22 protein-coding genes and 1 riboswitch are annotated in these 26,105 nt (G+C 60.5%); of the genes, 19 read left to right on the top strand and 3 right to left on the bottom strand.

Annotated features, from left to right (window positions below; translation table 11 throughout):
• The first annotated feature begins 76 nt into the window (after positions 1 to 76).
• The gene (locus AC4BBN_RS01130) at positions 77 to 727 is read left to right on the top strand and encodes a glutathione S-transferase family protein (protein WP_490590115.1); all 651 of its coding nucleotides are present in this window, start codon (positions 77 to 79) and stop codon (positions 725 to 727) included.
• Complete coding sequence (locus AC4BBN_RS01125; RefSeq protein WP_490590114.1) at positions 724 to 1,692, top strand: flavin-nucleotide-binding protein; 969 nt, start codon at positions 724 to 726, stop codon at positions 1,690 to 1,692. The genes AC4BBN_RS01130 and AC4BBN_RS01125 overlap by 4 nt, the downstream gene beginning before the upstream one ends.
• 202 nt (positions 1,693 to 1,894) lie before the next feature.
• On the opposite strand, the gene AC4BBN_RS01120 is transcribed toward AC4BBN_RS01125, so the two are convergent.
• The gene (locus AC4BBN_RS01120; protein WP_490590113.1) at positions 1,895 to 2,812 is read right to left on the bottom strand and encodes a DMT family transporter; all 918 of its coding nucleotides are present in this window, start codon (positions 2,810 to 2,812) and stop codon (positions 1,895 to 1,897) included.
• 183 nt (positions 2,813 to 2,995) lie between these two features.
• Here AC4BBN_RS01120 and speB point away from each other — a divergent pair, with 183 nt between their 5' ends.
• Entirely contained in the window at positions 2,996 to 3,931 is a 936-nt protein-coding gene (gene speB / locus AC4BBN_RS01115) for an agmatinase (RefSeq protein WP_490590112.1), read from the top strand.
• Positions 3,921 to 5,234 (top strand): NAD(P)/FAD-dependent oxidoreductase, encoded by a 1,314-nt coding sequence (locus AC4BBN_RS01110; protein WP_490590111.1) that lies wholly within the window; start codon positions 3,921 to 3,923, stop codon positions 5,232 to 5,234. Before speB ends, AC4BBN_RS01110 begins: the two co-directional genes overlap by 11 nt.
• A 21-nt stretch (positions 5,235 to 5,255) precedes the next feature.
• On the opposite strand, the gene pdxR is transcribed toward AC4BBN_RS01110, so the two are convergent.
• Positions 5,256 to 6,761 carry a MocR-like pyridoxine biosynthesis transcription factor PdxR gene (pdxR, locus tag AC4BBN_RS01105; protein ID WP_490590110.1) on the bottom strand — a complete coding sequence of 502 codons (1,506 nt, stop codon included), beginning with the start codon at positions 6,759 to 6,761 and terminating at the stop codon, positions 5,256 to 5,258.
• Positions 6,762 to 6,885: 124 nt separating this feature from the next.
• Between pdxR and AC4BBN_RS01100 the strand changes: the two genes are divergently transcribed.
• From AC4BBN_RS01100 to glnT, 10 genes are all read left to right on the top strand, one after another.
• Positions 6,886 to 7,674 (top strand): gamma-glutamyl-gamma-aminobutyrate hydrolase family protein, encoded by a 789-nt coding sequence (locus AC4BBN_RS01100; protein WP_490590109.1) that lies wholly within the window; start codon positions 6,886 to 6,888, stop codon positions 7,672 to 7,674.
• Positions 7,675 to 7,688: 14 nt separating this feature from the next.
• The gene (locus tag AC4BBN_RS01095; protein WP_490590108.1) at positions 7,689 to 9,056 is read left to right on the top strand and encodes a glutamine synthetase family protein; all 1,368 of its coding nucleotides are present in this window, start codon (positions 7,689 to 7,691) and stop codon (positions 9,054 to 9,056) included.
• Positions 9,057 to 9,137: 81 nt separating this feature from the next.
• Positions 9,138 to 10,559: an aspartate aminotransferase family protein gene (locus AC4BBN_RS01090; protein WP_490590107.1), complete on the top strand. Its 1,422-nt coding sequence runs from the start codon at positions 9,138 to 9,140 to the stop codon at positions 10,557 to 10,559.
• A 134-nt stretch (positions 10,560 to 10,693) separates the two neighbouring features.
• The gene (locus AC4BBN_RS01085; protein WP_490590106.1) at positions 10,694 to 11,824 is read left to right on the top strand and encodes a polyamine ABC transporter substrate-binding protein; all 1,131 of its coding nucleotides are present in this window, start codon (positions 10,694 to 10,696) and stop codon (positions 11,822 to 11,824) included.
• A 69-nt stretch (positions 11,825 to 11,893) separates the two neighbouring features.
• The gene (locus AC4BBN_RS01080) at positions 11,894 to 13,015 is read left to right on the top strand and encodes an ABC transporter ATP-binding protein (protein WP_490590105.1); all 1,122 of its coding nucleotides are present in this window, start codon (positions 11,894 to 11,896) and stop codon (positions 13,013 to 13,015) included.
• A 17-nt stretch (positions 13,016 to 13,032) separates the two neighbouring features.
• Positions 13,033 to 13,953, top strand: a complete 921-nt coding sequence (locus AC4BBN_RS01075; RefSeq protein ID WP_490590104.1) for an ABC transporter permease subunit — start codon at positions 13,033 to 13,035, stop codon at positions 13,951 to 13,953.
• 2 nt (positions 13,954 to 13,955) lie between these two features.
• Positions 13,956 to 14,798 (top strand): ABC transporter permease, encoded by an 843-nt coding sequence (locus AC4BBN_RS01070; protein WP_490590103.1) that lies wholly within the window; start codon positions 13,956 to 13,958, stop codon positions 14,796 to 14,798.
• Between the two features lie 40 nt (positions 14,799 to 14,838).
• On the top strand, positions 14,839 to 16,284 hold the full coding sequence (locus AC4BBN_RS01065) for a DUF3138 family protein (protein ID WP_490590102.1): 1,446 nt from the start codon (positions 14,839 to 14,841) through the stop codon (positions 16,282 to 16,284).
• A gap of 110 nt (positions 16,285 to 16,394) precedes the next feature.
• On the top strand, positions 16,395 to 17,873 hold the full coding sequence (locus tag AC4BBN_RS01060) for an aldehyde dehydrogenase (protein ID WP_490590101.1): 1,479 nt from the start codon (positions 16,395 to 16,397) through the stop codon (positions 17,871 to 17,873).
• Positions 17,874 to 17,877: 4 nt separating this feature from the next.
• Complete coding sequence (gene glnT / locus AC4BBN_RS01055) at positions 17,878 to 19,224, top strand: type III glutamate--ammonia ligase (RefSeq protein ID WP_490590100.1); 1,347 nt, start codon at positions 17,878 to 17,880, stop codon at positions 19,222 to 19,224.
• Positions 19,225 to 19,299: 75 nt separating this feature from the next.
• Here glnT and AC4BBN_RS01050 read toward each other — a convergent pair whose 3' ends face one another.
• Complete coding sequence (locus AC4BBN_RS01050; RefSeq protein ID WP_490590099.1) at positions 19,300 to 20,664, bottom strand: aspartate aminotransferase family protein; 1,365 nt, start codon at positions 20,662 to 20,664, stop codon at positions 19,300 to 19,302.
• A gap of 85 nt (positions 20,665 to 20,749) precedes the next feature.
• Here AC4BBN_RS01050 and AC4BBN_RS01045 point away from each other — a divergent pair, with 85 nt between their 5' ends.
• The 5 genes from AC4BBN_RS01045 to AC4BBN_RS01025 all read left to right on the top strand — a co-directional run bounded on the left by AC4BBN_RS01045 (position 20,750) and on the right by AC4BBN_RS01025 (position 26,103).
• Positions 20,750 to 21,910 (top strand): branched-chain amino acid ABC transporter substrate-binding protein, encoded by a 1,161-nt coding sequence (locus AC4BBN_RS01045; protein ID WP_490590098.1) that lies wholly within the window; start codon positions 20,750 to 20,752, stop codon positions 21,908 to 21,910.
• Between the two features lie 304 nt (positions 21,911 to 22,214).
• A complete protein-coding gene (locus AC4BBN_RS01040; protein WP_490590097.1) occupies positions 22,215 to 22,976 on the top strand; it encodes a hypothetical protein in 762 nt (253 codons plus the stop codon).
• The gene (locus AC4BBN_RS01035; RefSeq protein ID WP_490590096.1) at positions 22,973 to 23,836 is read left to right on the top strand and encodes an ATP-grasp domain-containing protein; all 864 of its coding nucleotides are present in this window, start codon (positions 22,973 to 22,975) and stop codon (positions 23,834 to 23,836) included. Before AC4BBN_RS01040 ends, AC4BBN_RS01035 begins: the two co-directional genes overlap by 4 nt.
• 285 nt (positions 23,837 to 24,121) lie before the next feature.
• A riboswitch (guanidine-I (ykkC/yxkD leader) is annotated at positions 24,122 to 24,240 on the top strand.
• Between the two features lie 53 nt (positions 24,241 to 24,293).
• Positions 24,294 to 25,301, top strand: a complete 1,008-nt coding sequence (locus tag AC4BBN_RS01030) for an ABC transporter substrate-binding protein (RefSeq protein WP_490590095.1) — start codon at positions 24,294 to 24,296, stop codon at positions 25,299 to 25,301.
• A gap of 64 nt (positions 25,302 to 25,365) precedes the next feature.
• Positions 25,366 to 26,103 (top strand): ABC transporter permease, encoded by a 738-nt coding sequence (locus tag AC4BBN_RS01025; RefSeq protein ID WP_490590094.1) that lies wholly within the window; start codon positions 25,366 to 25,368, stop codon positions 26,101 to 26,103.
• Positions 26,104 to 26,105 lie beyond the last annotated feature (2 nt).

Here is a 26,105-nt window from a genome sequence, read left to right as displayed (position 1 = left end):
GTATGTCGCCATTTATCTTGCTGAGTGGATTAAACACAATGCAGGCTTCTTTCACTTCTTCCCCATGAGGCACACCATGCAGACATCCACACCCATCCGTCCCGCCCAACCCATCAGGCTGTACCGCCACGCCATCTCGGGCCACGCCCACCGCGTGCAGCTGATGCTGTCGCTGCTGGATCTTCCATTCGATCTGGTGGATGTGGACCTGCTCGCCAAGGCACAAAAAACGCCAGAATTTTTGGCGCTGAATGCCTTTGGCCAGGTGCCTGTAATCCAGGATGGCAATGTCACTCTGGCCGACTCCAACGCCATCCTGGTGTATCTGGCGACGCGCTATGCCGCGCCTGGCGTCTGGCTGCCTACCGATGCGCTGGGGGCGGCCCAGGTGCAGCGCTGGTTGTCGATAGCCGCTGGGCAGATCGCCTTTGGCCCGGCGGTGGCGCGGCTGATCCAGCTGTTCAAGTTGCCCACCGACCCCAAAGATGCGATCCAGCGGGCGAACCAGCTGTTCCAGGTGATGGACGCGCACCTGCAGCAGTCCGACTACCTGGTTGGCAGCACGCCGACCATTGCCGATATTGCCAACTACAGCTACATCGCCCATGCACCCGAGGGCAATGTAGCGCTGGAGCCGTATCCGCATCTGCGTGCCTGGCTGGCCCGCATCGAGGCACTACCCGGCTTTGTGGCCATGGTGCGCAGCCGTATTGGGTTGGCCGCATGACTGCCACCTTCCATGCCGGTGAGCGCGCGGTGCAGCAGCGCGCCGGCGTGGCCGAGCGTATGGCCGAGATCGGGCCGCGCGTGATCCGCGACTACATGCCCGACCAGCACCGTGACTTTTTCGCCCAGCTGCCTTTTGTGGTGCTGGGCAGCGTGGACGCGCTGGGCCAGCCCTGGGCCTCGGTGCTGGCGCAGCCGCCGGGCTTCATCCGCTCGCCGGATGCCACGCTGTTGCGCTTGCAGGCCCTGCCGGATGTGGCTGACCCGCTGGCGCAAACACTGCAGCCGGGCGCGTCTATTGGCCTGCTAGGCATAGAACCGCATACCCGGCGGCGCAACCGCGCCAACGGCCGGGTGATGGCGCTGGATGGCAGTGGCTTTGGCTTGCGGATAGAGCAGAGCTTTGGCAACTGCCCCAAGTACATCCAGGCGCGTGAGCCGGTGTATGTTGCTTCGGCCACGGCCACGGCCACGGCGCCGGCAGCAGCGATTGCCAGTAGCCATCTCGACGCAGCTGCGCTGCGGCTGGTGCGTGGAGCGGACACCTTCTTCATCGCCACCGCGCACTCGCAGGCCTTGCAGCCCGAGGGCCGCGCCGATGGCGTGGACGTATCGCACCGTGGCGGCAAGCCGGGTTTTGTGCGGGTCGAGGTGGATGCCAACAGCCAGCAGTGGCTGACGGCGCCAGACTTTTTGGGTAACTTTTTTTTCAACACCCTGGGCAATCTGGCGGTGCACCCGCAGGCGGGGTTACTGTTCATCGACTACAGCACGGGCGACTTGCTGCATGTGGCGGTGCGCGCCGAGATTCTGTGGGACGGCCCGGATCTGGCCGGCTTTGCCGGCGCCCAGCGTTTGCTGCGTATGCAGGTGCTGGGTGCACTGCGACGGCCGGGTGCCTTGGCCTTGCGCTGGGGCGAGGCCCAGCTGTCGCCGGTGCTGGAGGCGACCGGCGTCTGGGCCTGAAGCACTTCAGGTGGCTGCGTATGCGCGTTGCGCCAGGGTTTTTGCCAGCGCCAGCGGAATTTCGGTGCAGCTCAGGATCAGTGGCGCTCGGCCAGGGCCTGGGCCACCTCGCCAAAACAGCGCTGCGCCATTTCGTTGGCGATATGCAGCACGCCAACCGGTTCGCCCCTGGTGGGGCGGCACGCGCATGGGGGCTCCTTGTTCAGGGCAGTGTTGCCAGCACCACGCCGAGCAGAGCCACGCCGAAGGCCAGTATTTGCACCAAGCTCAAAGTTTCGCCCAGCACCAGCACGCCGGTCAGCGCAGTGGCGATGGGCAGTAGCACGGTGTACACGCCGGCCTGCGCCGCTGGCACCACGCGCAGGCCCGTCATCCACAGCCACACCGTGCCCACGCTGGCGGCCATGGCATAGAACACCAGCAGTAGCCAAGTGCCAGGGTGGACTTCGCCAAAGTTGAAAGACGTGGCCATGTACAGGCCGGCGGGTGTCATCAGCACCAGACCCCACAGGTTGATGAGGGCGCTGATGCGCTTGGGGCCGATGCTGCCCGTGAGCTTTTTGCCGATCACTGCATACGCGGCCTCGCACAGCACGGCCCCAAACACCAGCAGATTGCCCCACAGGTGGTTTGAAGCCAAATCGGCCTCTGGCGCAGAAGATACCTGCGCAAGGTGCTCTGATTTTGATAGTGCGAGCAGGCCGATGCCGAGCACGCCGCAAGCGACTGCAGCCCACACCCGCGGGCCGATGCGTTCGCGCAGGATCAGCCAACTCAGCAGCGCGACCGTGGCCGGGATGGCTGCCAGGATCACCCCGGCTGACACAGCGCTGGACATGCTCACGCCATACAGCATGCAGATCGAGAACAGGAAGTTGCCGAGAAAGGACTCCAGAAACACCAGCCACCGTATGCGGGTGGACATGGGCCCTTCGGACGCCGGTTTTTTTAGCCACGGGAGCATGGCTATGGCCGCGATACCGAAGCGCAGCCAGGCCAACAGGAATACGGGCAGGGCGGCGACCAACGGCTTCGACATGGCGATATACACGCCCACTAGGGCCATGCCAGAGGCTAGGCAGAGGCGCGCGGTCAAAGGGCCAAGGGGGGCAGAGTTCATACAGGCGACGGAGTCTGGAGTCAGGCGCGTGGGCCCGTTTTCGTTTTTGATGGAGGGTGCAGTGTAGGGTGGGGCGCAGTGTAGACACCTTCTTAGTGGCCCCCTGCAGCTGCGCCAAAGTGGCACCGGGCAAGGTGCCAATTTGGCCTATCGTGCGGTCTTTGCATGAAGGCATTGAAATCTATGGGACTCGGAAATTTTGCATACGCCAACAACAGCAACCATTTTTTAGCCACCCAGGCGCTTGCCGCGCAGCCGTTTGCACTGGCCGGCGTGCCGTTTGACGGCGCCGTGACGAATCGCCCCGGCGCGCGCTTTGGTCCGCAGGAGATTCGCCGCGCCAGCTTGATGTTGTGTGACGGCCTCCACCCGTATTTCGGCGTGTCGCCTTTAGATTACCTGGGCGACGCGCTGGATATGCGCCTGCCCAATGCATCGCCGTTGAGCGAAGTACGTGCACATATCCAGCAACAGGCGGCGGAGCTGATGGCCCGCCACCACTGCGTGTTTTTGGGCGGCGACCATTCCGTCACGCTGGCGCTGCTGCGGGCTGCCCACGCCCAGCATGGTCCGTTGGCGCTGGTGCATTTCGACGCGCATTGCGATACCTGGGTAGACCATTTTGGCGAGCCGTCCGGCCACGGCACCTGGACCTACGAGGCATTGCAGGAAGGCCTGGTCAGCCCCGCGCATTGCGTGCAGATTGGTTTGCGCTCCAGTGGCGAGCGGGCTGCACGCGAGTATGTGCAAGACCAGGGCGGTTTGATATTCACCGCGCGCCAACTGCGTGGGTTAGACGGCGCAGGCCTGAACCCGGTGCTGGACACCATACGCCAGCGCCTGGGCGACCGGCCCTGCTACTTGACCTTGGACATTGACTGCCTGGACCCGGCATTTGCACCCGGCACCGGCACGCCCGAGCCTGCCGGCTTGACCAGCTCGCAGCTGATGACGTTTTTGGAGCAGCTTGCAGGCTTGAACATGGTGGGCATGGACTGCGTGGAGGTGGCACCCGCGTACGACCACGCCGAGCTGACCACCTTGGCGGCAGCCACCTGTGTATGGACCTATTTGAGCGGGCAGGTTGCCAAGCTGCAAGGAGCGCCGCATGCTGCGTAAATCTTTGGTGGCGTCCGACGCCCAGCTGAACCAGGGCAGCTATTACGAAGCCAGCGTCCAACGTGGTGCGCCCGACCCTGTGTTGCGCGGTGCCGAGACGGCTGATGTGGTGGTGGTGGGCGCAGGGTTTTCTGGACTGTCTGCCGCTATCGAGTTGGCGCAGCGCGGCATGCGGGTGGTGGTGCTGGAGGCCGACGTGGTTTGCGGCGGTGCCTCTGGGCGCAATGGCGGCCAGACCATCGTGGGCTTTGCCGGTGGCCAAGACGTCTTTGAAAGTCAGCTGGGTGCTAAGGATGCCCACCGTGCTTGGCAGATGTCGCTGGAGGCGATTGAGCTGGTGGACAAGCGCATTGCACAGTTCAACATCGATTGCGAGCGGGTCAACGGCTATTTGTATGTGGCCGATTCACCACGCAAGGCGCGTGCGCTGGAGGCGGAAATCCGCAGAGCCCAGTCGCAGTATGGGCTGCAGGTAGACCTTGTTGAAGGCAGCGCGGTGCAGCAGCATATCGCCAGCCCGCGCTACTGCGCGGCAGCGTATGAGCGGCTGTCCGGCCACTTGCATCCACTGAAATTCGGCCTGGGCCTGGCGGCGGCGGCGCGTGCACTGGGCGTGCGCATCTACACCGGGTCCGCAGTCACGCAGCTGGACCGTGGTGCCAAGGTGTGTGCGCATACCGCGCAGGGCCAGGTGCGGGCGGACTATGCGGTGCTGGCTGGCAACTACAAGCTGCCCGAATACGGCGCAGCAGTGGCCCCTGAGATCACACCGCGCATCATGCCGGTGGGCACCTATGTGGTGGCCACGCCGCCGCTGGGCGAGGCAATGTGCCGCCAGCTCATTCCCAGCAACGCCGCAGCATGCGACAACAATTTTGCCTTGGACTATTTCCGCTTCAGCCAGGACCACCGTTTGCTTTTTGGTGGCCGTGTGAGCTACAGCACCTCTACGCCTGCCAATCTGGCGCAGCGCATGCAGGCCCGTATTGCCAAGGTATTCCCCGAGCTACAGGGTGTGCCGTTGGACTATGTGTGGGGCGGCTTTGTAGACATCAGCATGAACAGGGCGCCAGACTTTGGCCGGCTGGGGTCGAATGTGTACTATCTGCAGGGTTTTAGTGGCCACGGCGTGGCCTTGACGGGGCTGGCTGGACAGCTGGTGGCCGAGTCGATTTCAGGCCAAGCCGAGCGCTTTGATGTGTTTGCCCGTCTGCGGCACCAGAACTTTCCTGGCGGAGCCTTGCTGCGCACGCCCACACTGGTGCTGGGCATGCTGTACCACCGTTTGCGCGACCTGCTTTAGTGGCGGGCGCGCCAAGCGTGCTTAAGCAGCTTTGCGGCCCGCCTTTTTGGCTACGGGCGTTGCCGTGGCGCTGGCCACCATGTCGGCTATACGTTTGCCGCTGGCGGCAATGTCGGCCTGTACCGTGTAGCCGTAGCCAATCACCAGACCGCGTATGTCGCGTCGGGCGAGGCAGTAGGCAGATAGCGGGCGCACGGTCAGACCGAAGCCGCCCAGCGCCTTGGCGAGCGCGGCGTCGTCCACCTGTGGCGGCAACTTGAGGCAAAGGTGCAGCCCTTGCTCGGCGCCAGTGATGCAGGCGTGTTCGCCCAGGCAGGGCGCCAGGGCTTCCAGCAGGCACTGGCGGCGTTGCGCGTGGCTTTGCTTGGCACGGCGCAAGGTGCTGGCAAAGTGCCCCATTTCAATGAATTCGGCCAGGGCCGCCTGCAGGTGCATCTGGCCTGGTCGGTTCAGGTCGTAATGGGCTTGCTTGAAGGAAGTGATCAGGGCTTTGGGCACCACCAGGTAGCCCAGCTTGAGGCCCGGGTACATCACTTTCGAAAAGCTGCCCATGTAGAGCACCCGGCCGTCCTGGTCCAAGCCCTCCAGCGAGGACAGCGGGTGGCCGGTGAAGCGAAACTCGCTGTCGTAGTCGTCTTCCAGTATCCAGGCGTCGTGCTTGCGTGCGGCGGCCAGCAGCAAATGCCGCCGTGCAAGTGACATCACGGCGCCAGTGGGGTACTGGTGTGACGGCGTAACGTAGACCAGGCGCGGCGCGTGGGCGTTGTCGGCCGCGTCGGGCGCAATGCCTTCCTGGTCCACGGAAATGGGGTGCAGCTTCAGCCCGGTGGCCATAAAGGCTTTAGCGGCGCCCCAGTAGGCGGGGTCCTCCAGCCACACGGTGTCGCCATGGTCGGCCAGCAACTGCGCGCACAACTCCAATGACTGCTGGGTTCCGCTGGTGATCAGGACCTGGCTGGGGTCCAGGATGACGCTGCGGAACATACGCAAATGGTTGGCAATGGCACGGCGCAGTGGGGCGTAGCCGCCCGAGCTGCTGTAGTCCAGCATGTCGGGGTAGGTCATCCGCCAGTATTTGTTCTGCAACCGTTGCCACAGCTGCACTGGAAAAGCGCTGAAGTCGGCAATGCCCGGAGTGAAGGGCTGCACCTCCAGTTCGCTGGCGCAGAAGGTTTCGGCCAGCGCCCGGCCACGTTTGGACAGCTGGGTGCAATGCCCAGGCTCAGTGCGCGCGGTTTGCTTGCGCGCAAGGCTGACTTTGCTCAGGTTGTCGCTAACAAAGGTTCCACTGCCCACATGGCTGACGAGATAGCCCTCTACCGTGAGCTGGTTGATAGCTGCCACCACGGTGTTGCGCGATACGTCCAGGTCTTGAGATAGCTTGCGGCTGGAGGGCAGGCGGTCGCCCGCGGTGATCTTGCCGCCCAGGATGGCCCGGCGTAGCGACTCATACAGCAGGCGGTGCAGGGGCAGCGCATCTTGGGCGCCCACTTTGTTGATTTCAGTAACGAGGAATTCGCTCAGCATGTGGACTCCGGGGCTAGAGTGGATGCAAAGTGGCACCATTGACCTTTGCAAACTGGATCTATTATTAAACCAATAGCCCGGCACAATTGTCAGCAATATGCAATTATTTATTCACATATAAGCCATGCAAAAAGCACACACCGCTTGCCTTGTATGGTTGCCAGCAGACCACCGTGGTCGCGACAGTGGCTCTGCCGATCTGCCCTATTTGATGCTCGGCGAGAAGTACGCTACAGCCTGCAAGTTTGGTGCCCATGCCCAACCCGTGATCTTCCCCCTGGTGCAAAGCAGCCAGATCGCCAGCTTGCTGGAGTGGGTGGACGGCGTGATGCTGACCGGCTCGCCCTCCAACGTGCACCCCTCGCATTTCGATGAAACCGTCTTGGACCCCAGCTTGCCATTGGATGTAGAGCGCGACAGCCTGACGCTGCCCTTGATCCAGGCCTGTATCCAGCAAGGCGTGCCTTTGTTGGGCATCTGCAGAGGCTTTCAGGAAATCAATGTGGCGCTGGGTGGCTCACTGCACCAAAAGGTGCACGGCGTGGAGGGGCTGATGGACCATACCGAGCCCGAGGAAGATCCGCTGGACCTGCAGTACGCGCCCAGGCATGCGGTGCGTTTTGCACCCGGCAGCGCCTTTGCCCAATGGGCCGGCGGAGACACTGCCATGGTGAATTCCTTGCACGGCCAGGGTATCCACAAGTTGGCACCAGGTTTGGAGCCGCTGGGCTGGGCTGACGATGGGCTGGTGGAGGCATTTGGCGTGCAAGCTGCGTCGGCTTTCGCCTATGCCGTGCAGTGGCACCCTGAGTGGAAGTTTGCCGAGAACCCGTTTTACACCGCCATATTGAATGCATTCGGTGAGGCCTGTCAGGCCCGCCATACCGCGCGCTTGGCTGGCGCGTCGAACTAAAAGAGGAGATAGATATGGACCAACGCAAAGCAATGAGTTTCAACGACCTGGAGTTGTGGCTGAACGAGCGCAGAGTCACCGAGGTGGAGTGCCTGGTACCCGACTTGACCGGGGTCGCCCGTGGCAAGATTTTGCCCCGTGAGAAGTTCACCGAAGACCGCGGCATGCGCATTCCCCAGGCCATTGTGGCCATGGGCGTGACCGGCGAATTTCCTGAGCAAGGCCCGTACTACGACGTGATTGACCCCACGGACCGGGACATGCATCTGCAACCCGACGAAGCCACGGTGCGCATCGTGCCCTGGGCCACGGACCCCACAGCGCAAGTCATCCATGACTGCTATGACCGTGATGGCAAGCTGGTGCCGTTTGCGCCGCGCAGTGTGTTGCGCCGTATTTGCGACCTGTATGCCGCCGACGGGCTGGACCCGGTGGTGGCGCCCGAGCTGGAGTTTTATCTGGTGGCCCGCAATACGGACCCAAACACCGTTTTGCGCCCACCGATTGGTCGCAGTGGCCGAGCAGAAACCTCCCGCCAGTCCTACAGCATCGATGCGGTGAACGAGTTCGATCCGCTGTTCGAAGAGATGTACGACTACTGCGAAAAGATGGAGCTCAATGTGGACACGCTGATCCACGAGGCGGGTGCTGGGCAGATGGAGATAAATTTCTTCCACGCCCACCCGCTGGGTTTGGCCGACGAGGTTTTCTTCTTCAAGCGCATGGCCCGCGAGGTAGCCTTGCGCCACGATATGTACTGCACCTTCATGGCCAAACCTATCGCCGGTGAGCCGGGCAGTGCCATGCATGTGCACCAAAGTATTCTCAACATTGCCACGGGCAAGAATATCTTCAGTAACGAAGACGGTACGCCGTCGGAGGCATTCTTTCACTACATCGGTGGCTTGCAGCGCTACATACCTGCAGCCATGGCCCTGGTGGCCCCCTATGTGAACAGCTACCGTCGCCTGTCGCGCAATACGGCCGCGCCCATCAATATTGAGTGGGGTTTCGACAACCGTACGGTGGGCATTCGCTCCCCCATTTCGACACCGGCTGCACGGCGTGTGGAAAACCGTGTGATCGGTGTGGATGCGAATCCGTATGTGGCCATGGCCATGACTCTGGCCTGCGGCTACCTGGGCATGAAGAAAAAGATCAAACCTAAGGCTGAGATGAAGGGCGACGCGTATCTGGCGCCGTATTCATTGCCCCGCAGCCTGGGCGAGGCCCTGGACTTGCTGCGCAACGAGCCAGACTTGCACGAGGTGCTGGGCAAGGATTTCATCACCGTCTACACCGAGATCAAAGACCTGGAGTTCGAAGAGTTCATGAAAGTGATTTCACCCTGGGAGCGGGAGCACCTGCTGCTGCACGTTTGAAGTACATGACCTGTACGGATGTACCTGGTTAACGCATTGATTTGATTTGGAGCTTCGCAAATGAATTCACCCCTGAACTTAATGTCCCCACCTGCCATTGTTCGCCGCGAAAGCGTACTGGATACGAAGGCTATCCAGGCATTGGATAGCGCGCACTACATGCATCCGTTTACCGACCATCAGGATCTGGCAACCCGGGGCTCACGCGTGATCACCAAGGCCGACGGCATTTATGTGTGGGACTCCGAAGGCAACAAGATACTGGACGCCATGAGCGGTCTGTGGTGCGTGAGCGCCGGCTATGGACGCACCGAGTTGGCCCAGGCTGCCTACCAGCAGATGATGGAGCTGCCGTTCTACAACAGCTTTTTTCAGACCACCAATGTCCCGGCTACCCAGCTGGCCGCAAAGTTGTCTACCCTGGCCAAGCCTGTCGGTGACCGGCGGTTTGAGCACGTGTTTTTCTCCAGCAGCGGCAGTGAGAGCAATGACACCAACGTGCGCATGGTGCGGCGCTACTGGGATCTGCTGGACCAGCCGCAGCGCAAGGTGATCATCAGCCGCAAGAATGCCTACCACGGCAGCACCATGGCGGGGGCGTCGCTGGGCGGCATGTCTGGCATGCACGCGCAAGGTGACTTGCCTATTCCGAACATCACCCACATAGAACAGCCGTACTTTTTCGAGAATGCACTGCCAGGTGAAACTGAGCAGGCATTTGGCGTGCGTGCTGCCGGCTGGCTGGAGGAGAAGATATTGGAGGTAGGGCCAGAAAAGGTGGCGGCCTTTATTGGCGAGCCGGTGCAGGGTGCCGGTGGCGTCATCATTCCGCCAGACAGCTACTGGCCTGAAATCCAGCGCATTGTCGATAAGTACGGAATTTTGTTGATCAGCGACGAGGTGATCTGCGCTTTTGGCCGTCTAGGCTACTGGTTTGCCTACGAGAAGTTTGGCTACAAACCTGACTTGGTCACTTTTGCAAAAGCGGTTACCAGCGGCTACATCCCGCTGGGCGGTGTGATGGTGGGCAACCGTGTCGCCAAGGTGCTGATTGAAAAGGGCGGCGAGTTCAACCATGGCTATACCTACAGCGGCCATCCTGTGGCCTGTGCTGTGGCGTTGGCCAATATTGCACTCATGGAACGCGAAAACCTGGTGGGCCGGGTGAGGACCGATGTTGGCCCGTATCTTGCAGAAAAGTTTAAGACTTTGGCAGGGCATCCGCTGGTCGGTGTGGCAGAAACCTGCGGCTTCACAGCTGGATTGGTTTTGGTGAAAAACAAGGCAACGCAAGAGCTGTTCGCGGAAGACCTGGGGGTAGGCATGGTTTGCCGCCGCCACTGTTTTGCCAACGGATTGATCATGCGGGCGGTCGGCGACCGGATGATCATCGCGCCCCCGCTAACCATGACCCACGCCCAGATTGACGAGATGGTGGCATTGATTACGCGGTGCTTGGACTTGACCTACGCGGAGTTGAAGGACAAAGAGCTATTGGGCTAGCGTGCGGTAGGCCTGCTGCTTTCGTTGAGGCGCTGTTACTGTTGCGTAAAGTTTCTCGTTTTCTTGCCAGTGTCATTCATCATCATGATTTGTTTCATGCTTTTACATTGTTCTTTTGTCATCAGGAGATAGATATGCAATTGGGTTTGAAAAAACGGGGGCTTAGCCGACTCATGTCTGGTCTGTTGGCGTTGGGGGCGTTGGCGGGCACTGCCGCAAACGTACAGGCAGCCGATGAAAAAGTGCTGAACATCTACAACTGGTCTGACTACATTGGCGAGGACACCATCGCCAATTTTGAAAAGGAGACCGGTATCAAGGTGCGCTACGACACCTTTGACAGCAACGAAACCCTGCACGCCAAGATGGTGGCTGGAAAGACTGGCTACGACATCGTGGTGCCTTCGTCCCACTGGGCCAAGATACAGGCCCAGGGCGGGCTGCTCACAAAGCTCGATAAGAGCAAGATCACGACCTACGCCAATCTGGATCCGTACGTCATGAAGCAGCTATCGGAAATGGATCCCGGTAACCAGTTCACCGCCCCGTGGGCCTGGGGTATCACAACGATAGGCGTCAACGAAACCAAACTCAAAGCGGCGCTCGGTAACCTGCCATGGCCGGACAATGCCTGGGACCTGCTTTTCAAGCCTGAATACGCAGCAAAGGCCAAGTCGTGCGGTGTGTCCGTGCTGGATTCTGGCGACGAATTGTTCCCTGCCGCATTGCACTATCTAGGCAAACCACCCTTCAGCAAGAACTCAGCGGACTACCAGGAAGCGGCTGAGCTGTTGAAGAAAATCCGGCCCAGCATCACGCTGTTCTCTTCTTCGGGCTATATCAATGATCTGGCTGGCGGCTCTTTGTGCCTGGTGATGGGTTGGAACGGCGACATCAGCATCGCCCAGGCCCGTGCGAATGAAGCTAAAAACGGCAACGTCATCAAGTCCCTGGTACCCAAGTCTGGCGCTGTTCTTTTCTTTGACACCATGGCTATACCAGCCGATGCACCCCATGTCGAGAATGCCTACAAATGGATCAGCTATATCTACCGCCCCGAAGTCAATGCCGGCATTGTCAACAAGGTGTTGTATGCCAACCCAGTGCCCGGCGCACTCAAGTTTGTGAAGCCTGAGGTGGCCAATAACAAGGCAGTCTTCATGGCGCAGGAAGACTTGGCCCGCATGGTGCCACCTGACGCAGTCAACAGCGATATACGTAGACTACGCACGCGCTTGTACACCTCCGTAAAAACCGGGCTGTAGGCGTGAGCGAAGACCATCGGAGCACGCCAGCTCCAATGGTTTAAAACAATAATTGACAGAGGCTTTCATATGTTGAATCCAGAGTTGGGTGCCGTTGGCGCAGCCCAAGATAAGAGTTTTTTGCGCATCGATCGCTTGACCAAGCGCTTTGATGAAGCGACTGCCGTAGACAACGTTTCGCTGGACATCGAGAAGGGCGAAATCTTTGCCTTGCTGGGTTCATCGGGTTGTGGCAAGTCCACGCTGTTACGCATGCTGGCAGGGTTTGAGACGCCTACTTCTGGGCATATCTTGTTGGCGGGCTCCGACATCGTCTCTATGCCGGCGTATGAGCGGCCTATCAACATGATGTTCCAGTCCTATGCCCTGTTTCCCCACTTGACGGTGTGGGAGAACATTGCCTTTGGCTTGAAGCGTGATGGCTTGCCCAAGAGCGAAATCAATGCGCGCGTGGATGACATGCTCACTATCGTCAAGCTCAAGCCCTACGCCAAACGCAAGCCGCACCAGCTTTCAGGTGGTCAGCAGCAGCGGGTGGCATTGGCACGCTGCCTGGCCAAGAGCCCCAAGCTGCTGCTGCTGGACGAACCCTTGGGGGCCTTGGATCGCAAGCTGCGTGAGCAAACCCAGTTTGAGCTGCACAGCATCATCAAGCGCGTGGGCGTGACTTGCGTGCTGGTCACGCACGACCAAGAAGAGGCCATGACCATGGCGGACCGCATTGCCGTGATGAGCGAGGGCCAGTTCAAGCAAGTGGGCCGGCCCAATGAAATTTATGAAACCCCCAGCTGCCGCTTCGTTGCCGACTTCATCGGTAACGTGAACTTGTTCGATGGCAAGCTGGAGATCGATGAGCCAGACCATTGCGTGGTGGGCTCCGAGCATGGCAGCTTCTATGTAAACCATGGCGTGACCGGGACGTTGGGCATGCCCGCCACTGTGGCGGTGCGGCCGGAAAAGGTCAGCCTGCAGCGCGACCCGCCTGCCGATGCGCAACACAACTGTTTGCGCGGTGAAATTGCCGATAACGGGTATTTCGGTAGCTTCTCGCTTTACCGTATGAACCTGGCTGGCGGCAAAAAGTTGCAAATCCAGATAACCCACGGGCAGCGTCACGGCGAATTGTTCCAGCGCGGCGAGACGGTGTACGCGACGTTCGCGCCAGATGCACTTGTGGTGCTGACAAGCTAAGCCAGGCGGATCCCACCATGAGCAGCCTATCCAACAACCGTTACCTGCGCGCCTTGTCGCAGGGCTGGGGCAAGCGCAGTGTGATTGGCGTGCCTTACAGCTTCTTGATACTGTTTTTCACCGTTCCATTCTTTGTGGTGTTGAAGATCAGTGTCTCTGACTCTGACGGCGTGCACTACGCGGATTTGACGAGCTATGTGGATGGGATGTTGACGCTGCGTATCAAGCTGTCGAACTATGTTTTTTTGACGACGGACTCGCTCTACGTTCAGACCTATCTTTCATCGATACGGTTTGCGCTGATCAACACCTTCTGGTGCTTGCTGGTGGGATACCCGTTTGCTTATTTCATGGTGCGCTCGCCGGTGGGCATGCGGCCTGCGTTGCTGATGCTGGTGTCGCTGCCGTTTTGGACGTCCTACTTGCTGCGGGTGTACGCCTGGAAGGGCCTTCTGGACGACCACGGTGTCTTCAACAACATACTGCTTGCCATACACGTGATCGACGAGCCGATCAAGATGATGCACACCGGTTTTTCCATGACGATCGGCATGGTCTACACCTACTTGCCGTTCATGATTCTTCCGCTGTATGCAAGCCTCGTGAAGATGGATCTGCGCTTGCTGGAAGCTGCCAAAGATCTGGGGGCAACACCCTGGAAGGCGTTCTGGCTGATCACCGTGCCTTTGTCCAAGAACGGCATCATTGCTGGCGCCATGTTGGTATTCATTCCGAGTGTGGGCGAATACGTGATCCCGGAATTGCTGGGCGGTCCCTCGACATTGATGATTGGGCGCGTCTTGTGGGACGAGTTCTTCAGCAACAACGACTGGGCTATGGCTTCTGCGGTGGCCGTGACCATGGTGGTGCTGATCCTGATTCCACTCGCAATTCTCAATAAATACCAAGCCGATTCCGGCGGTGTGAGAGGAAACTGAATATGGACTCGCGCATTGGAAGATTCTGGCTGGCCACAGGGTATGTTTTTCTGTACCTACCTATCGTCACTCTGATCGTTTTCTCGTTTAACGATTCGAAGATGGTCACCCTTTGGGGCGGCTTTACCTTCAAGTGGTACGGCGTGATCATGCACGATACCGAGGTCATTGACGGCTTCTTGCTATCGCTCAAGATCGGACTTTTGACCGCTACGGCATCGGTGGTGTTCGGCACCTTGGCAGCGTTCACCATGGTGCGTTACCGGTCGTTTTTTGGCCGCACGGCTTTCAATGCCCATATTAACGCGCCGCTGGTGGTACCAGAAGTCATCACCGGCTTGTCGCTGCTGCTGTTTTTTGTGATGTGCGAGCGCATGTTTGGAATGCCAGAGCGAGGCATCTTCACCATCTGGGTAGGCCATACCGCGATTGGCTTGTCCTACGCGGCAGTGATGATCCAGTCACGCCTGCTGGAAATGGATATGTCTTTGGAAGAAGCCGCCGTGGATCTTGGCTGCAAGCCTTTCCAGGTGTTTTACCTGATTACCTTGCCCGCGATTGCTCCGTCGCTAATGTCCGCCTGGCTGTTGACTTTCACTATCTCTCTGGACGACGTGGTGTCCACCGCCTTCTTGTCTGGACCGGGTTCGACCACCTTGCCCATCGTGATTTTGTCTCGGGCGCGTCTGGGCCTTAATCCCACTGTGAATGCGATCGCCACCATCACCGTTGCCGTGGTGTCTGTTGGCGTGCTGGCCGGTAGTTTGTGGATGAGCCGTAAAGAGCGACAACGTGCTGCAGAGCAAGCTGCGGCGTACCGGGAAGGCCTGACCGTTGCTGCCTGAGGATTGATTGTTTGATGTAACCCATGGAGATGGAGATCCGATGATGAAACTGAAACAAACCGCGTTAGCTGTATCTTTGGTTTTCCCGATATTGGCCAGCGCCCAGTCGAATGCCGATCTGCAGCGCCAAATTGATGCACTGCAAGTGCAGATTAAGCAACTCACCGAAGCATTGAAAGGCGCGGCGCCTGCTCCCGTGCAAGCTGCGCAGGTACCTACGGTAGATCCGGATGACTTCAACCGCATCAAGACCAAGGTAGAGGCCATGGAAGACCAGTCCGAAATAGCTGGTTTCAAGGGATTGCGCATCAGCGGCGGGATTGATCCCACCTATGTCTACAACCGCAACAAGCGGTCCAGCTCGTTTGGGTTCTTGAATAACTTTGGGAACGTCAATGGCAGTGGTGAGGTTTATTCGTACGACAACTCTTACTTCGGTTTGGCCTATCTCGATATCCAAAAAGAAATTGACGATGGCGGTACGCGTTTTCGGCTGACTCTCGCCCCCAGTAAATCTGCTGGATCTGGTTTTAACTTCGGCAATATTGCCCATGAAGCTTCAGCATCCATACCAATCGATGGTCCGTCAACGCGCTTGCTGGTAGGGCAAATGCCGGACGTGTCGGGTTACCAGCCGTTTTTCAACAGTTTTGTGGGCGCCAACAGCGTTACTTCTAATTTGCTGTACCCGGGATTTTCCGAGTATTTCGTAACCAAGAATCTGCTGTTTGATTTCACCGCGGCAACGGCATACACCGGCGTGGGTCTGGATTTGGCACGGGGGGCGTGGGATACCAAGCTGTTTTTGGCCAACATGAACTCGGCGCGCAATGACATAAGCGGCAATAACACTGCTTCTACCCGCAGCCCTTCGTTCATTTATAACGCCACTTATGCCAAGGAAGAGTTCTGGGGTGTGGAATTCACGGGTTATGAGGGTAAGGTCCTTAACCCCAATGCGTCTTTGACCAGCACGCCTTCTGCGACCCGCTTGGACCAGTTTGAAATCGATGGATGGTGGACACGCGGCGACATCAATACCAATCTGCAACTAACCTTGGGCCGGCAGCAGCAGGCCGCCTTCAACGGGGGGGATTCCCAGTGGTACGGCATGTCGTATGTGTTGTCCAAGAAGGTGGGTCCTGCATGGACGTTTGCAGGTCGGTTTGACTACTTGAACAACCAGAAGAATGGCGGCGGCACGTTCAATGTGTTCGGTGGTAACGATCCCGCAGGCGTCGCCACTGGCGATGTCTACAACGGTTTTGGCCCTGGCGATCCGAACGACCCCAACTACGACCCGAACAAGGGTGCGAACCGGTTTTCTGTGACGGGCGCTGCAACCTACCGGCTGACGCGTAACGTGGCTTTCCGTGGCGAGCTGCGGTTTGACCGCGCCACAACGCCTTCGTTCTACCAATGGTCTGACGGAACCTACCGTAAGAGCAACACCACGATCGGCTTGCAGACTATCGTGAACTTCTGACCTGCCCTTGGGGCGGTGTAAAGCTTTGATCCGGATTTGATCGAATACGGGAATCGCTCATGGCTTGAGAACTTTTGATTCCCGTATTTTTCAGTTCAGGAAATGAGGCTATGCAGACTTTGACCCGACCCGCCTTTGATGGCCGTGCACTTATCAACGGCCAGCGTGTGGCCTCGCGCAGCGGCGCTACCTTTACCTGCATCTCACCGGTGGATGGCGCGGTGCTGACCGAGGTGGCGCGCTGCGAGGCAGCCGACATTGACGCGGCCGTGGCGGCAGCACGCGCTGCATTCGAGGACCGCCGCTGGTCCGGCATGGCACCGGCCAAGCGCAAGAAGGTGATGACGCGCTTCGCCGACCTGGTACTGGCCAATGCCCAGGAGCTGGCACTGACCGAGACCCTGGACATGGGCAAGCCGTTGCGCTATGCCCAGGCCGTGGACGTTAACAGCGCTGCCAACTGCCTGCGCTGGTATGGCGAAGCCGTGGATAAGGTGTACGACGAAATCGCCCCCACAGCCGACACGGCGCTGGCCCTCATTACGCGTGAGCCTGTGGGCGTAGTAGGGGTCATCGTGCCCTGGAATTACCCCATGATCATGGCCGCCTGGAAGATCGCTCCGGCCTTGGCGGCTGGCAACTCGGTGGTGCTCAAGCCGAGCGAGAAGTCGCCTTTGACCGCGTTGCGCCTGGGTGACCTGGCGCTGGAAGCCGGCATACCCGCTGGCGTGTTCAACGTGGTGCCGGGCTACGGACCGGAAGCCGGCTCGCCGCTGGCCCTGCACATGGACGTGGACTGCATTGCCTTCACCGGCTCCACCGCTGTGGGCAAGAAGATCCACGTGATGGCTGGTCAAAGCAATCTGAAGCGCGCCTGGACCGAGCTGGGCGGCAAGTCCCCCAATATCGTGTTCGCCGATTGCCCCAATCTGGACCGGGCGGTGGAGGCGGCAGTGGGCAGCATCTTCTTTAACCAGGGCCAGAGCTGCAACGCACCTTCGCGCTTGTTTGTCGAAGCCAGTATCAAGGACGCCTTTCTGGAAAAGGCTCTGGCCCTGTTGCCCCAGTACATGCCCCGCAACCCGCTGGAGCCCGACACCATCATGGGTGCACTGGTGGACACCGTGCAGATGAACAATGTGCTGCGGTATATCGAGCTGGGCAAGTCCGAAGGTGCCAAGCTGCTGGCCGGTGGCGAGCAGGCCTTGGCTGAGACCGGTGGTTGCTACGTGCAGGCCACTGTGTTCGACGGCGTGCGCAACGACATGACGATTGCACGCGAAGAGATTTTCGGCCCAGTGCTGTCAGTGCTGTCTTTTTCTGACACCGCCGAAGTCGTGCGCCAGGCCAACCAGACCATCTACGGCCTTCAGGCCGGCGTGTGGACCAGTGACCTGAACAAGGCCCACGGCGTGGCACGCGCTCTGCGCGCCGGCACGGTGCATGTCAACCAGTATGACGAGGACGACATCACCGTGCCGTTTGGTGGCTTCAAGCAGAGCGGGGTGGGTCGAGACAAGTCGTTGCACGCCTTCGACAAATACACCGAATGCAAGACCACCTGGATCCGCATCGATAGCCCCGTCTGATGGCATGAGCGATACGAGCGCGACGGTGGAAGAGCTGCAGAAGTCGCTGCAGGCGCAGGGCATCCATAGCATCATGGTGCAGTTTGCCGACATCCATGGTGTAGCCAAGGGCAAGCTGGTGCCGGTGGAACATCTGCGGCAGTGGGTAGGCGTAGGGGCTGGCTTTGCAGGCCCCAGCATCTGGGGCACGGGCTTGCCGCGCCTGGGACCACGCAGCGAGTACTACGCACGCATGGGGCTGGAGCATGTACGGGCCCTGCCTTTTATGCCCGGCGTGGCCCATGCTGTGGCCGATGGTTTTGCAGGCGGCGAGCTGCTGGACACCTGCTCCCGCCAGCTGCTGAAGCGGCAGCTGGCACGTTTGCAAGAGCGTGGCTGGACGCTGTGGGTGGGCATAGAGCCCGAGTTCTTCTTGCTGCGCAAGGACGCGCACGGCACATGGTGTGTGGGCGATACGCTCGACACCCTGGACAAGCCCTCGTACGACCTGAAGGCGCTGCAACGTAACCACGCCTATCTGGACGATATGCGCCAGACCTTGGTGGCACTGGGTTTCCAGCTGGAGCAGATTGACCATGAGGACGCGACCGGGCAGTACGAGATCAATTACCGCTTCGATGACGCCCTGGCCGCTGCAGACCGCTACATGCTGTTCAAGCTGGCGGCCCATGCGGTGGCGCAAAAGCACGGCCTGCATTTCAGCTGCATGCCCAAGCCGCTGGCGCACGCACCCGGCAGCGGCCTGCACATGCACCTCAGCATCACCGATGCCCAGGGCCGGCCGGTGTTTGCCCACAGCGCCGACCCGCTGGGGCTGAGCGCCAGCGGCTACAGCTTCATCGCCGGTCTGCTACACCATGCGGACGCGCTGGCGGCCCTGTGCGCGCCCACCGTGAACAGCTACAAGCGGTTGGCGGCTAGCCATAGTGCATCGGGCACGACCTGGGCGCCGGTGTGGAAGGCCTACGGCGAAAACAACCGTACCTGCCTGGCGCGTACCGTGGCCGGGCGTATTGAGTGGCGCTTGCCAGACCCGTCCTGCAATGTGTATGCGGCCATGGCCGCAACTTTGGCGGCTGGCCTGGATGGCTTGGACCAGCAGATGCCGGCGCCCGAGCCTTGTTCTGTCGATCTGTATGCCCTACAGGCCCAACATCCAGACGCCATGCCTGCCCGTTTGCCGCGCGACCTGTGGTCGGCCTTGGCCGCGCTGGAGGCCGATACGGCGCTGCGCCACAGCCTGGGCGACGCGTTCTGCCAGCAGTTTCTGGCACTCAAAACCGCTGAATGGGACGCGTATGCCGGCCACGTCAGCACCTGGGAGCTGGAGCGCTACGCGGACGGATTCTGATCTACAGGGTTTTGAATAAAAAGAGCTTCTAGCGCAGGGAATGCCTGCGCTAGAAGCTCTTTTTTTGATAGCAAATCAGTCGGCGTTCAGGTCACGTAAAAAAGCGTCAAACACGTCCAGCAAGCGTTGTACGTCGGCTTGCGTGGTGGCCGGCGACACCAGCAGCATATTGTGGAACGGCGTCAGCAGCACGCCCCGATTCAGCATGTACAGGTGCAACAGGGCCTCCAGTGCGGGCTGGCTGGCTTGCAGCACCTCCTGTGCGTTGCGTGGCGCCGTGCTGCCGTACTGCAGTTCCATGCGCGCACCCAGTTGCGTCACGCACCAGTCGAGCTTGTGTGCCTGTATGCGTTCGCGTAGCCCCTGGGCCAGGCGGTCGGCCAGCGCCAGCATGTGGGCGTAGTTGCCAGGCGTGTGCAAGCGGGTGAGGGCGGCCTGCAATGCGGCCAAGGTCAGCGCGTTGCCGGCCAGCGTCGTGCCTATGCCACTATGGCCTTCGGGCGCGGCCTGCTTGGCCTGTCGCATGCGCTCGGCCAGTGCGTCGGTAAAACCATAAACAGCGCACGGCAGACCACCAGCCACCGCCTTGCCCATGATGAGCAGGTCGGGGGCCAGGCCGTGCACGCGGGCGTATCCGCCGCATCCGGTGGACAGGGTATGGGTTTCGTCCAACGCCAGCAGCGTGCCATAGCGCTGGCACAGGGCCTGGGCGGCAGGCCAGAAGCCTGGCTCTGGCAGCACCAGGCCGCAATTGGTCAGCGCCGGCTCGGCCAGCAGGCAAGCTACCTGCCCATCGGACAAGGCAGCTTCCAGCGCGGCCAGATCGTTGAACGGCACGATGCGGGTAAATGCCGCATGGTTGTGCACCTGGCCCAGCACCGACGGCCTGGCGACCACCTGGCCGTCTTGCAGGTCCGCCAGGGTGTCGTCCACCGCGCCGTGGTAGCAGCCCTCAAACACCAGCAGTTGCGGCCGCTGGGTGACTGCGCGGGCCCAGCGCAGCACAAAGCGGTTGGCATCGCTGGCGGTCAGGGCCATCTGCCATTGCGGCAGGCCAAAGGTGGCGGCCAGCAGGCGGCCGACTTCGGCTGTGCGGGTGGACGGCAGCATGCAGGTCAGGCCCTGTGTGGCCTGTTGGACAATAGCCTGGGCTACGGGCGTCGGACTGTGGCCAAACATGGCACCGGTATCGCCCAGGCAAAAGTCGCTGTAGGCAAGACCGTCCGCACATATCAAGTGCGCGCCCTGGGCTGACTGCATGAACAGGCAGGCCGGGCTGGGCCAGTCGCGCATCCAGTGCAAGGGCACGCCGTATAAAAAGTGCTGTGTGGCGTCCCGTCCCAGCGCCAGCGAACGCGGATGAAGGTCCAAGAAGCGCTGGCGTTCCGACGCAAACAGGGAAGGGGCGGCGAAAGAGGGGGCAGGCTGGTTGGCGGTCATGGTCTGGCATTTTCGCCGTTGGCCCAAAGAATGCATACTCGATACGCTTTGTTTCAACTTGAACTATCTTTTACTGGAAAAGCCCATGCCTTTGCGATCCTCTGTTCGATACACCCGTGGCTTGTACTTAGCCGTGTTGGGCGCTTGCGTGGCGCTGCTTCACGGCTGTGACAGCCCGCCGTCGACCATCAAAATTGGTGTAGCCCAGCCCTTGACCGGCAATTTGGCGCCGCTGGGACAGGACATGCTCAATGGGGTCACTTTGGCGGTGGAGGAGCTCAACAAGCAGGGGTTCAAGGTCAACGGCAAGCCCGTGACCTTGGAGGTGGTCGCTGTGGATGACCGCGCGGATGCCAAGACAGGCGTGGAGGTGGCCCATCAACTGGTGGATGCGGGCGTAGTGGCCGTCATTGGCGATTTGAACTCCGGCGTCAGCATCGCGGCGGCGCCCGTCTATGCCGAAAAGAGCATCGCGCAGCTGGCTATTTCCACCAACCCCAAATTTACCCAGCTGGGCCTCAACACCACCTTCAGGCTGGTCGCCAATGACACGCTGCAGGCCAAAGCCATGGGTAGCTTTGCTGCATCACAAATCAAGGGCAGCAAATACGCGCTGCTGGACGATGGCACGCCTTATGGAAAGGGGCTGGCTGCGGGCGCCGGAGCGCAGCTCAAGGTAGCTCAAAAGAACATCGTTTTGGTGCAGTCGTTTGACGATAGAACGACGGCGTTCGACGAGTTGGCCCAAAAGATGAAGGCCGGGGGCGTGGAAGTGATCGTTTCCACGCTGAACGACTTCCAGGTGCTGGCCTTATTTGAGGCACTGAAGAAAGTGGACCACACCGATGTGACCCTGCTCGGCGGCGACACCATCAAGACGACGTTGATGCGCAAGGGTGTCTCTGCTGGGCAGCGCGTATTCGCCACATCGCCAAGTTTGGATGTGGGGGAGTTTCCGGCCGGTCAGGCCTTTCTGGAAAAATACCGCGCCAAGTTCAAGATCGACCCCGCTTATGCAGGGCATTACAGCTACGACGCCACCTATGTGCTAGCTGCAGCCATGGGTCGCACGCCTTCGGCCAAGCCTGCGGCCATCGTGGAGGCGCTGCGCAAGCTGGATGGCTACGCGCCTGTGACCGGCTCCATGAAGTGGGATGCCAAGGGTGAACAACGCTATGGCGTGATTGGTGTTTACCGCGTGCGTGAAGGAGCATGGGAATCCCAGGTGCGCTCCGACGTCTGGTAGGCACGCGGCTTTCGCGCGGGTTGCGGAGCTTTACAAGCGCTATATCTTGTGCTGGGTTTTCCCTCAAAAAGGTGGAAGACGTGGGTGACGTAGCCCCTGCGCGCGCCTATCGTTCAGGGGTCGCCCAATTGGGTGAATGCTGTAACGCTTGACCCGCTGTTGCGCTCCCGTAGCTGCAGCCGGTCAGGCTGCAGATCTACTTGAGGAAAGCCCATGATGAACTGTCGCAATGCCCGCTTTAGCCTTGTCTGCATCAGCCTGCCCAAGGCCTGCGGCCGGCCTGTGTTCGTGCGGGGTGCATGTTATGAATGATGTGGTCCTGGTGCTGGCCCATGCGGCCGATACGGGTGCCGCGTCGGTTGCGGCATCCTTGCATTCCATGCTGCGCGAAGATTGCACATGCGCTTTTGTGGAGGTCTGGACCGTACGGCCCGCCATGCTCAGCCAGGCCATGTGGTCACACCATGTGGACGACCACGGCCACGCTGAAACGCAGCTCACACTGCCCGGCCGGCCCGCGTTGCTCAGCAGCCAGGTGCGCGCTGTTTTCAACCGTATCCAGCACCTGCCCATGCCCAGCTTTTTGCACGGCAGCGCCCAGGACCGAGATTACGCGGCGGCCGAGTTCCATGCCTTGATGCAAAGCTGGTTGGCATCCTTGGGTGACCGTGTGTTGCATTCACTGCGCAACCAGCCCTTGTTGTCGCCGCAGCTGCCCATGCTGCGCTGGGCCCAAGCCGCAGCCCAGTGTGGGCTACCCGTGGCGCCGCGCGACGCCGGCATGCCTGCACTGGAATGGGATGCTACCGTGCTGGTGGCGGGCGCGCAGACTACCGGCGTGCTGGCCGGCCGCTTTGGCCGGGCCTGCGTGGCTGCGAGCCAGGCCCTGGGGTTCTCTGTGCTGGAGTTCCGCTTTGTGCGCAGAAACCAGGTGTTCGCGCTGGTCGGCGTCAGCCCGTACCCGGCCCTGACGGACCTGGAAGACATAGACGCCGTGGCTGCCTGTATCTGCGATCTGGTGCACAGCCAGGCCGCTGACGAACTGGAGCGCGACGGCGTCGCATGATTCTCGTCTACGGCCAGGCGGACGACCCACCCATCAGCTGCCTGGTGCAGGCCTTACAGGCCGTAGACGCAGCCTATTTGCATCTGGACACGGCCGCGCTGGACCAGGCTTGGCTAGACATCTCGGTCGGCCCGCCAGGCGTATCGGGCGAACTGGTGGTGGCCAGGCAGGCACTGCCCCTGCAAGACATCCGTGCTGTTTTCACGCGCCCATCGCCACCCTTGCAACTGGATGGCGCCCCAGTGGCCAATGTGCATGCGCAAACCCTGCACCAGCAGCTGCTGGACTGGTTTGATATTGCCCCTGTACGGGTGGTCAGCCGACCCACTGCCGTACAAGCCAATGCTTCCAAACCACTGCAGACCCAGCGCATGGGCGAGGCGGGCTTTCTGGTGCCGGCCACCCTGGTCAGCTCCGACCCCGAGGCGGTGCGCAGCTTTCGCAACCAGCATGGCCGCGTGACGTTCAGCTCCATCAGCGACGCGGACGTGGGCATGACTGAGCTGGACGACGCTGGCCTGTTGCGCATGCACCGCCTGGCGCAACTGCCCACCCAGTTCCAGGCCTATGTGTCCGGGGTGGATATCTGCGTTCATGTGGTGGGCGAGCAGGTGTTTGCCGCCGAGGCCTACAGCGACATGGGTTGGAGCGCCACCAGCCTGCCAGCTGCCGTAGCCGCCCAGTGCGTGTGCCTGTTGCAGGCCATGGACCTACCGTTGGCCAGCATAGACCTGCGTTTGCGCCCGGATGGCACCTATGTCTGCTTTGAGGTCCACCCCATGCCCGCCTACAGCGTGTTCGAGGCGCAAAGCGGCCTGCCCCTGGCGGCCGCGCTGGCCGATTTTCTACATGCGGCCTGATACCCGGCTGGCGCAGGTAAATACTGCGCAGGGTGCTATCAAAAATATAGTTTTCGCATAGCTTTCTGGGTTGGTCGATGGCGTCTAGACCTGGATGCACCGCATGTGTGCGCGGGCACCATCTGAGTGCCGGTATAGGCCCCGATGGGCGTTTTGCCGATGTGAAGTTTTGGCTTGTGCCCGCGTGTGTACAGAGGTGGATGTACTGCGATGCGCAGCAGATTTCTCGTTGGCATCGAACTTGCGTGCTTGGTAGGCGCGGGGCGGCCACTCTGGATCGCTTCTTCAAATGACAGCTAGGGTTCCGACTGCTTGACCATCAAGCGGTGTCTGGTCCGAGAGCAGTCGGCCAGCAGCGGCCCATACCGCTGCAGGCTCCACGGCGGGACAAAAGCCCGGGAGGTTCACTTCGTTGTCGAGGTGGTCTCCCGCATTTGTTCTTCAACCTGGAGCTGTTATGTCTTTCCATTTTTCTCCGATTTCTCTTGCGTTCAAACGTTGTGCCGTCAGCGTCTGTATGGTGCTGGTCGGCCTGGGTGCGGTCAGCCTGCCCCGGCCGGCTGCCGCCGAGGTGAAGGTTGGCCTGTCTGACTGGCCGGGCTGGGTCGCCTGGTACGTTGCCGAGCAAAAAGGCTTCTTCAAGAAGCACGGTGCCGACGTCAAATTGGTCTGGTTCGCCAACTACACCGACTCCATCGGCGCGCTCTCGTCCGGGCAGCTGGATGCCAACTCCCAAACCTGGTCCGACACCCTGGGCCCACTGGCCAAAGGCCTGCCACTGAAAGCCATTCTGGTGAACGACAACTCGGCGGGTAACGACGCGCTGATGGTCGGCCCCAAGATCACATCTTTTGCCCAACTGAAAGGCAAGAAGGTGGCGCTGGAGCAGTACAGCATCTCGCACTTCGTGCTGGCTACCGCGTTGGCCAAGAACGGCATGAAGCTGGGCGACGTGAAGATCGTCAACCTCTCTGCCGGTGACGCTGCTGCCGCTTTCATCAGCGGCAAGGTCGATGCCGCCGTGCTGTGGAACCCCTGGGTGCACCAGATCGAGAGCAGCGGCAAAGGTAAGTCGCTGTTCACCTCCAAGGACATGCCCGGCCTGGTGCCCGACCTGCTGGTGGCGCAAGACAAGGCCATCCAGACCAAGCGTAAGGAGCTGGTCGGCATGATCAAGGCCTGGTTCGATACCGAGAAGTTCATCCGCGAACAGCCCGCCGAAGCCGCCAAGATCATGTCCAAGGTGGTCAGCATGTCGCCCGAGGAATACGCCGTGTTCCTGCCCGGCACCAAGTTCTTTGATGCCGCCGCCAACACCCAGGCGTTTGACGCCAAGAACGCCTTGTCGCTGTCTAACACTGCACCGACCATTGCCGCCTTTTTGACGCAGTACAAGCTGATCGACGGTAAGCCAGACGCTGCCAAGGGCATAGACGGCACGCTGGTCCAAGACGCGCTGAAGTAAGGCCCACGCCATGTGGTCAAGTCTTTGGTCTATCAGACTTGCGATCTCGCGTCGCAGTTACGGTTTGCTCGCGCTTGTCGGCCTGGTGGTTCCGCTGCTGGGCTGGGCGCTGCTGAGTGCGTTTGCCGGCGTCAGCCCGGTGTTTCTGCCGGGGCCGCAGAAGGTGGTGGCGCGCATCATCACCTGGGCCATGGAAGACGATTTGATGGGTGACGCCGCCATCAGCACCTTGCGTGTGGTCACCGGCTGGGCGCTGTCGGCGCTGCTGGCATTACCGCTGGGCCTGCTGATTGGCAGCTGGCGCGCAGTGCAGGCGCTGCTGGAGCCACTGACCGACTTCATCCGCTACATGCCGGCCGTGGCCTTCATTCCGCTGGTGATGCTGTGGGTGGGCATAGACGAGGGCGCCAAGGTGGCCATCATCTTTATCGGCACCTTCTTCCAGATGGTGCTGATGGTGGCCGAGGACGTGCGCCGTGTGCCCATGGCGCAGATTGAGGCCGCGCAGACCATGGGCGCGACCCGGCGCGAGGTGCTGGAGAAGGTGATCCTGCCGTCGGCCAAACCGGCGCTGCTGGACACCTTGCGCATCACCATGGGCTGGGCTTGGACCTATCTGGTCGTGGCCGAGCTGGTGGCCGCCAACTCGGGCCTGGGCTTTGCGATTTTGAAGGCCCAGCGCTTTTTGCAGACCGACAAGATCTTTGCCGGGATATTGTTGATTGGCTGCATCGGCCTGGCCATCGACCAGCTGTTCCGCCTGCTGCACCGCAAGGCATTTCCATGGATGCACGGACGTTAAAG

It is taken from the genome of Rhodoferax sp. SPJ21 (assembly GCF_058216335.1).
The sequence above is the reverse complement of the archived record's forward strand: the minus strand, read 5'-3'. Positions and strand labels throughout refer to the sequence as shown.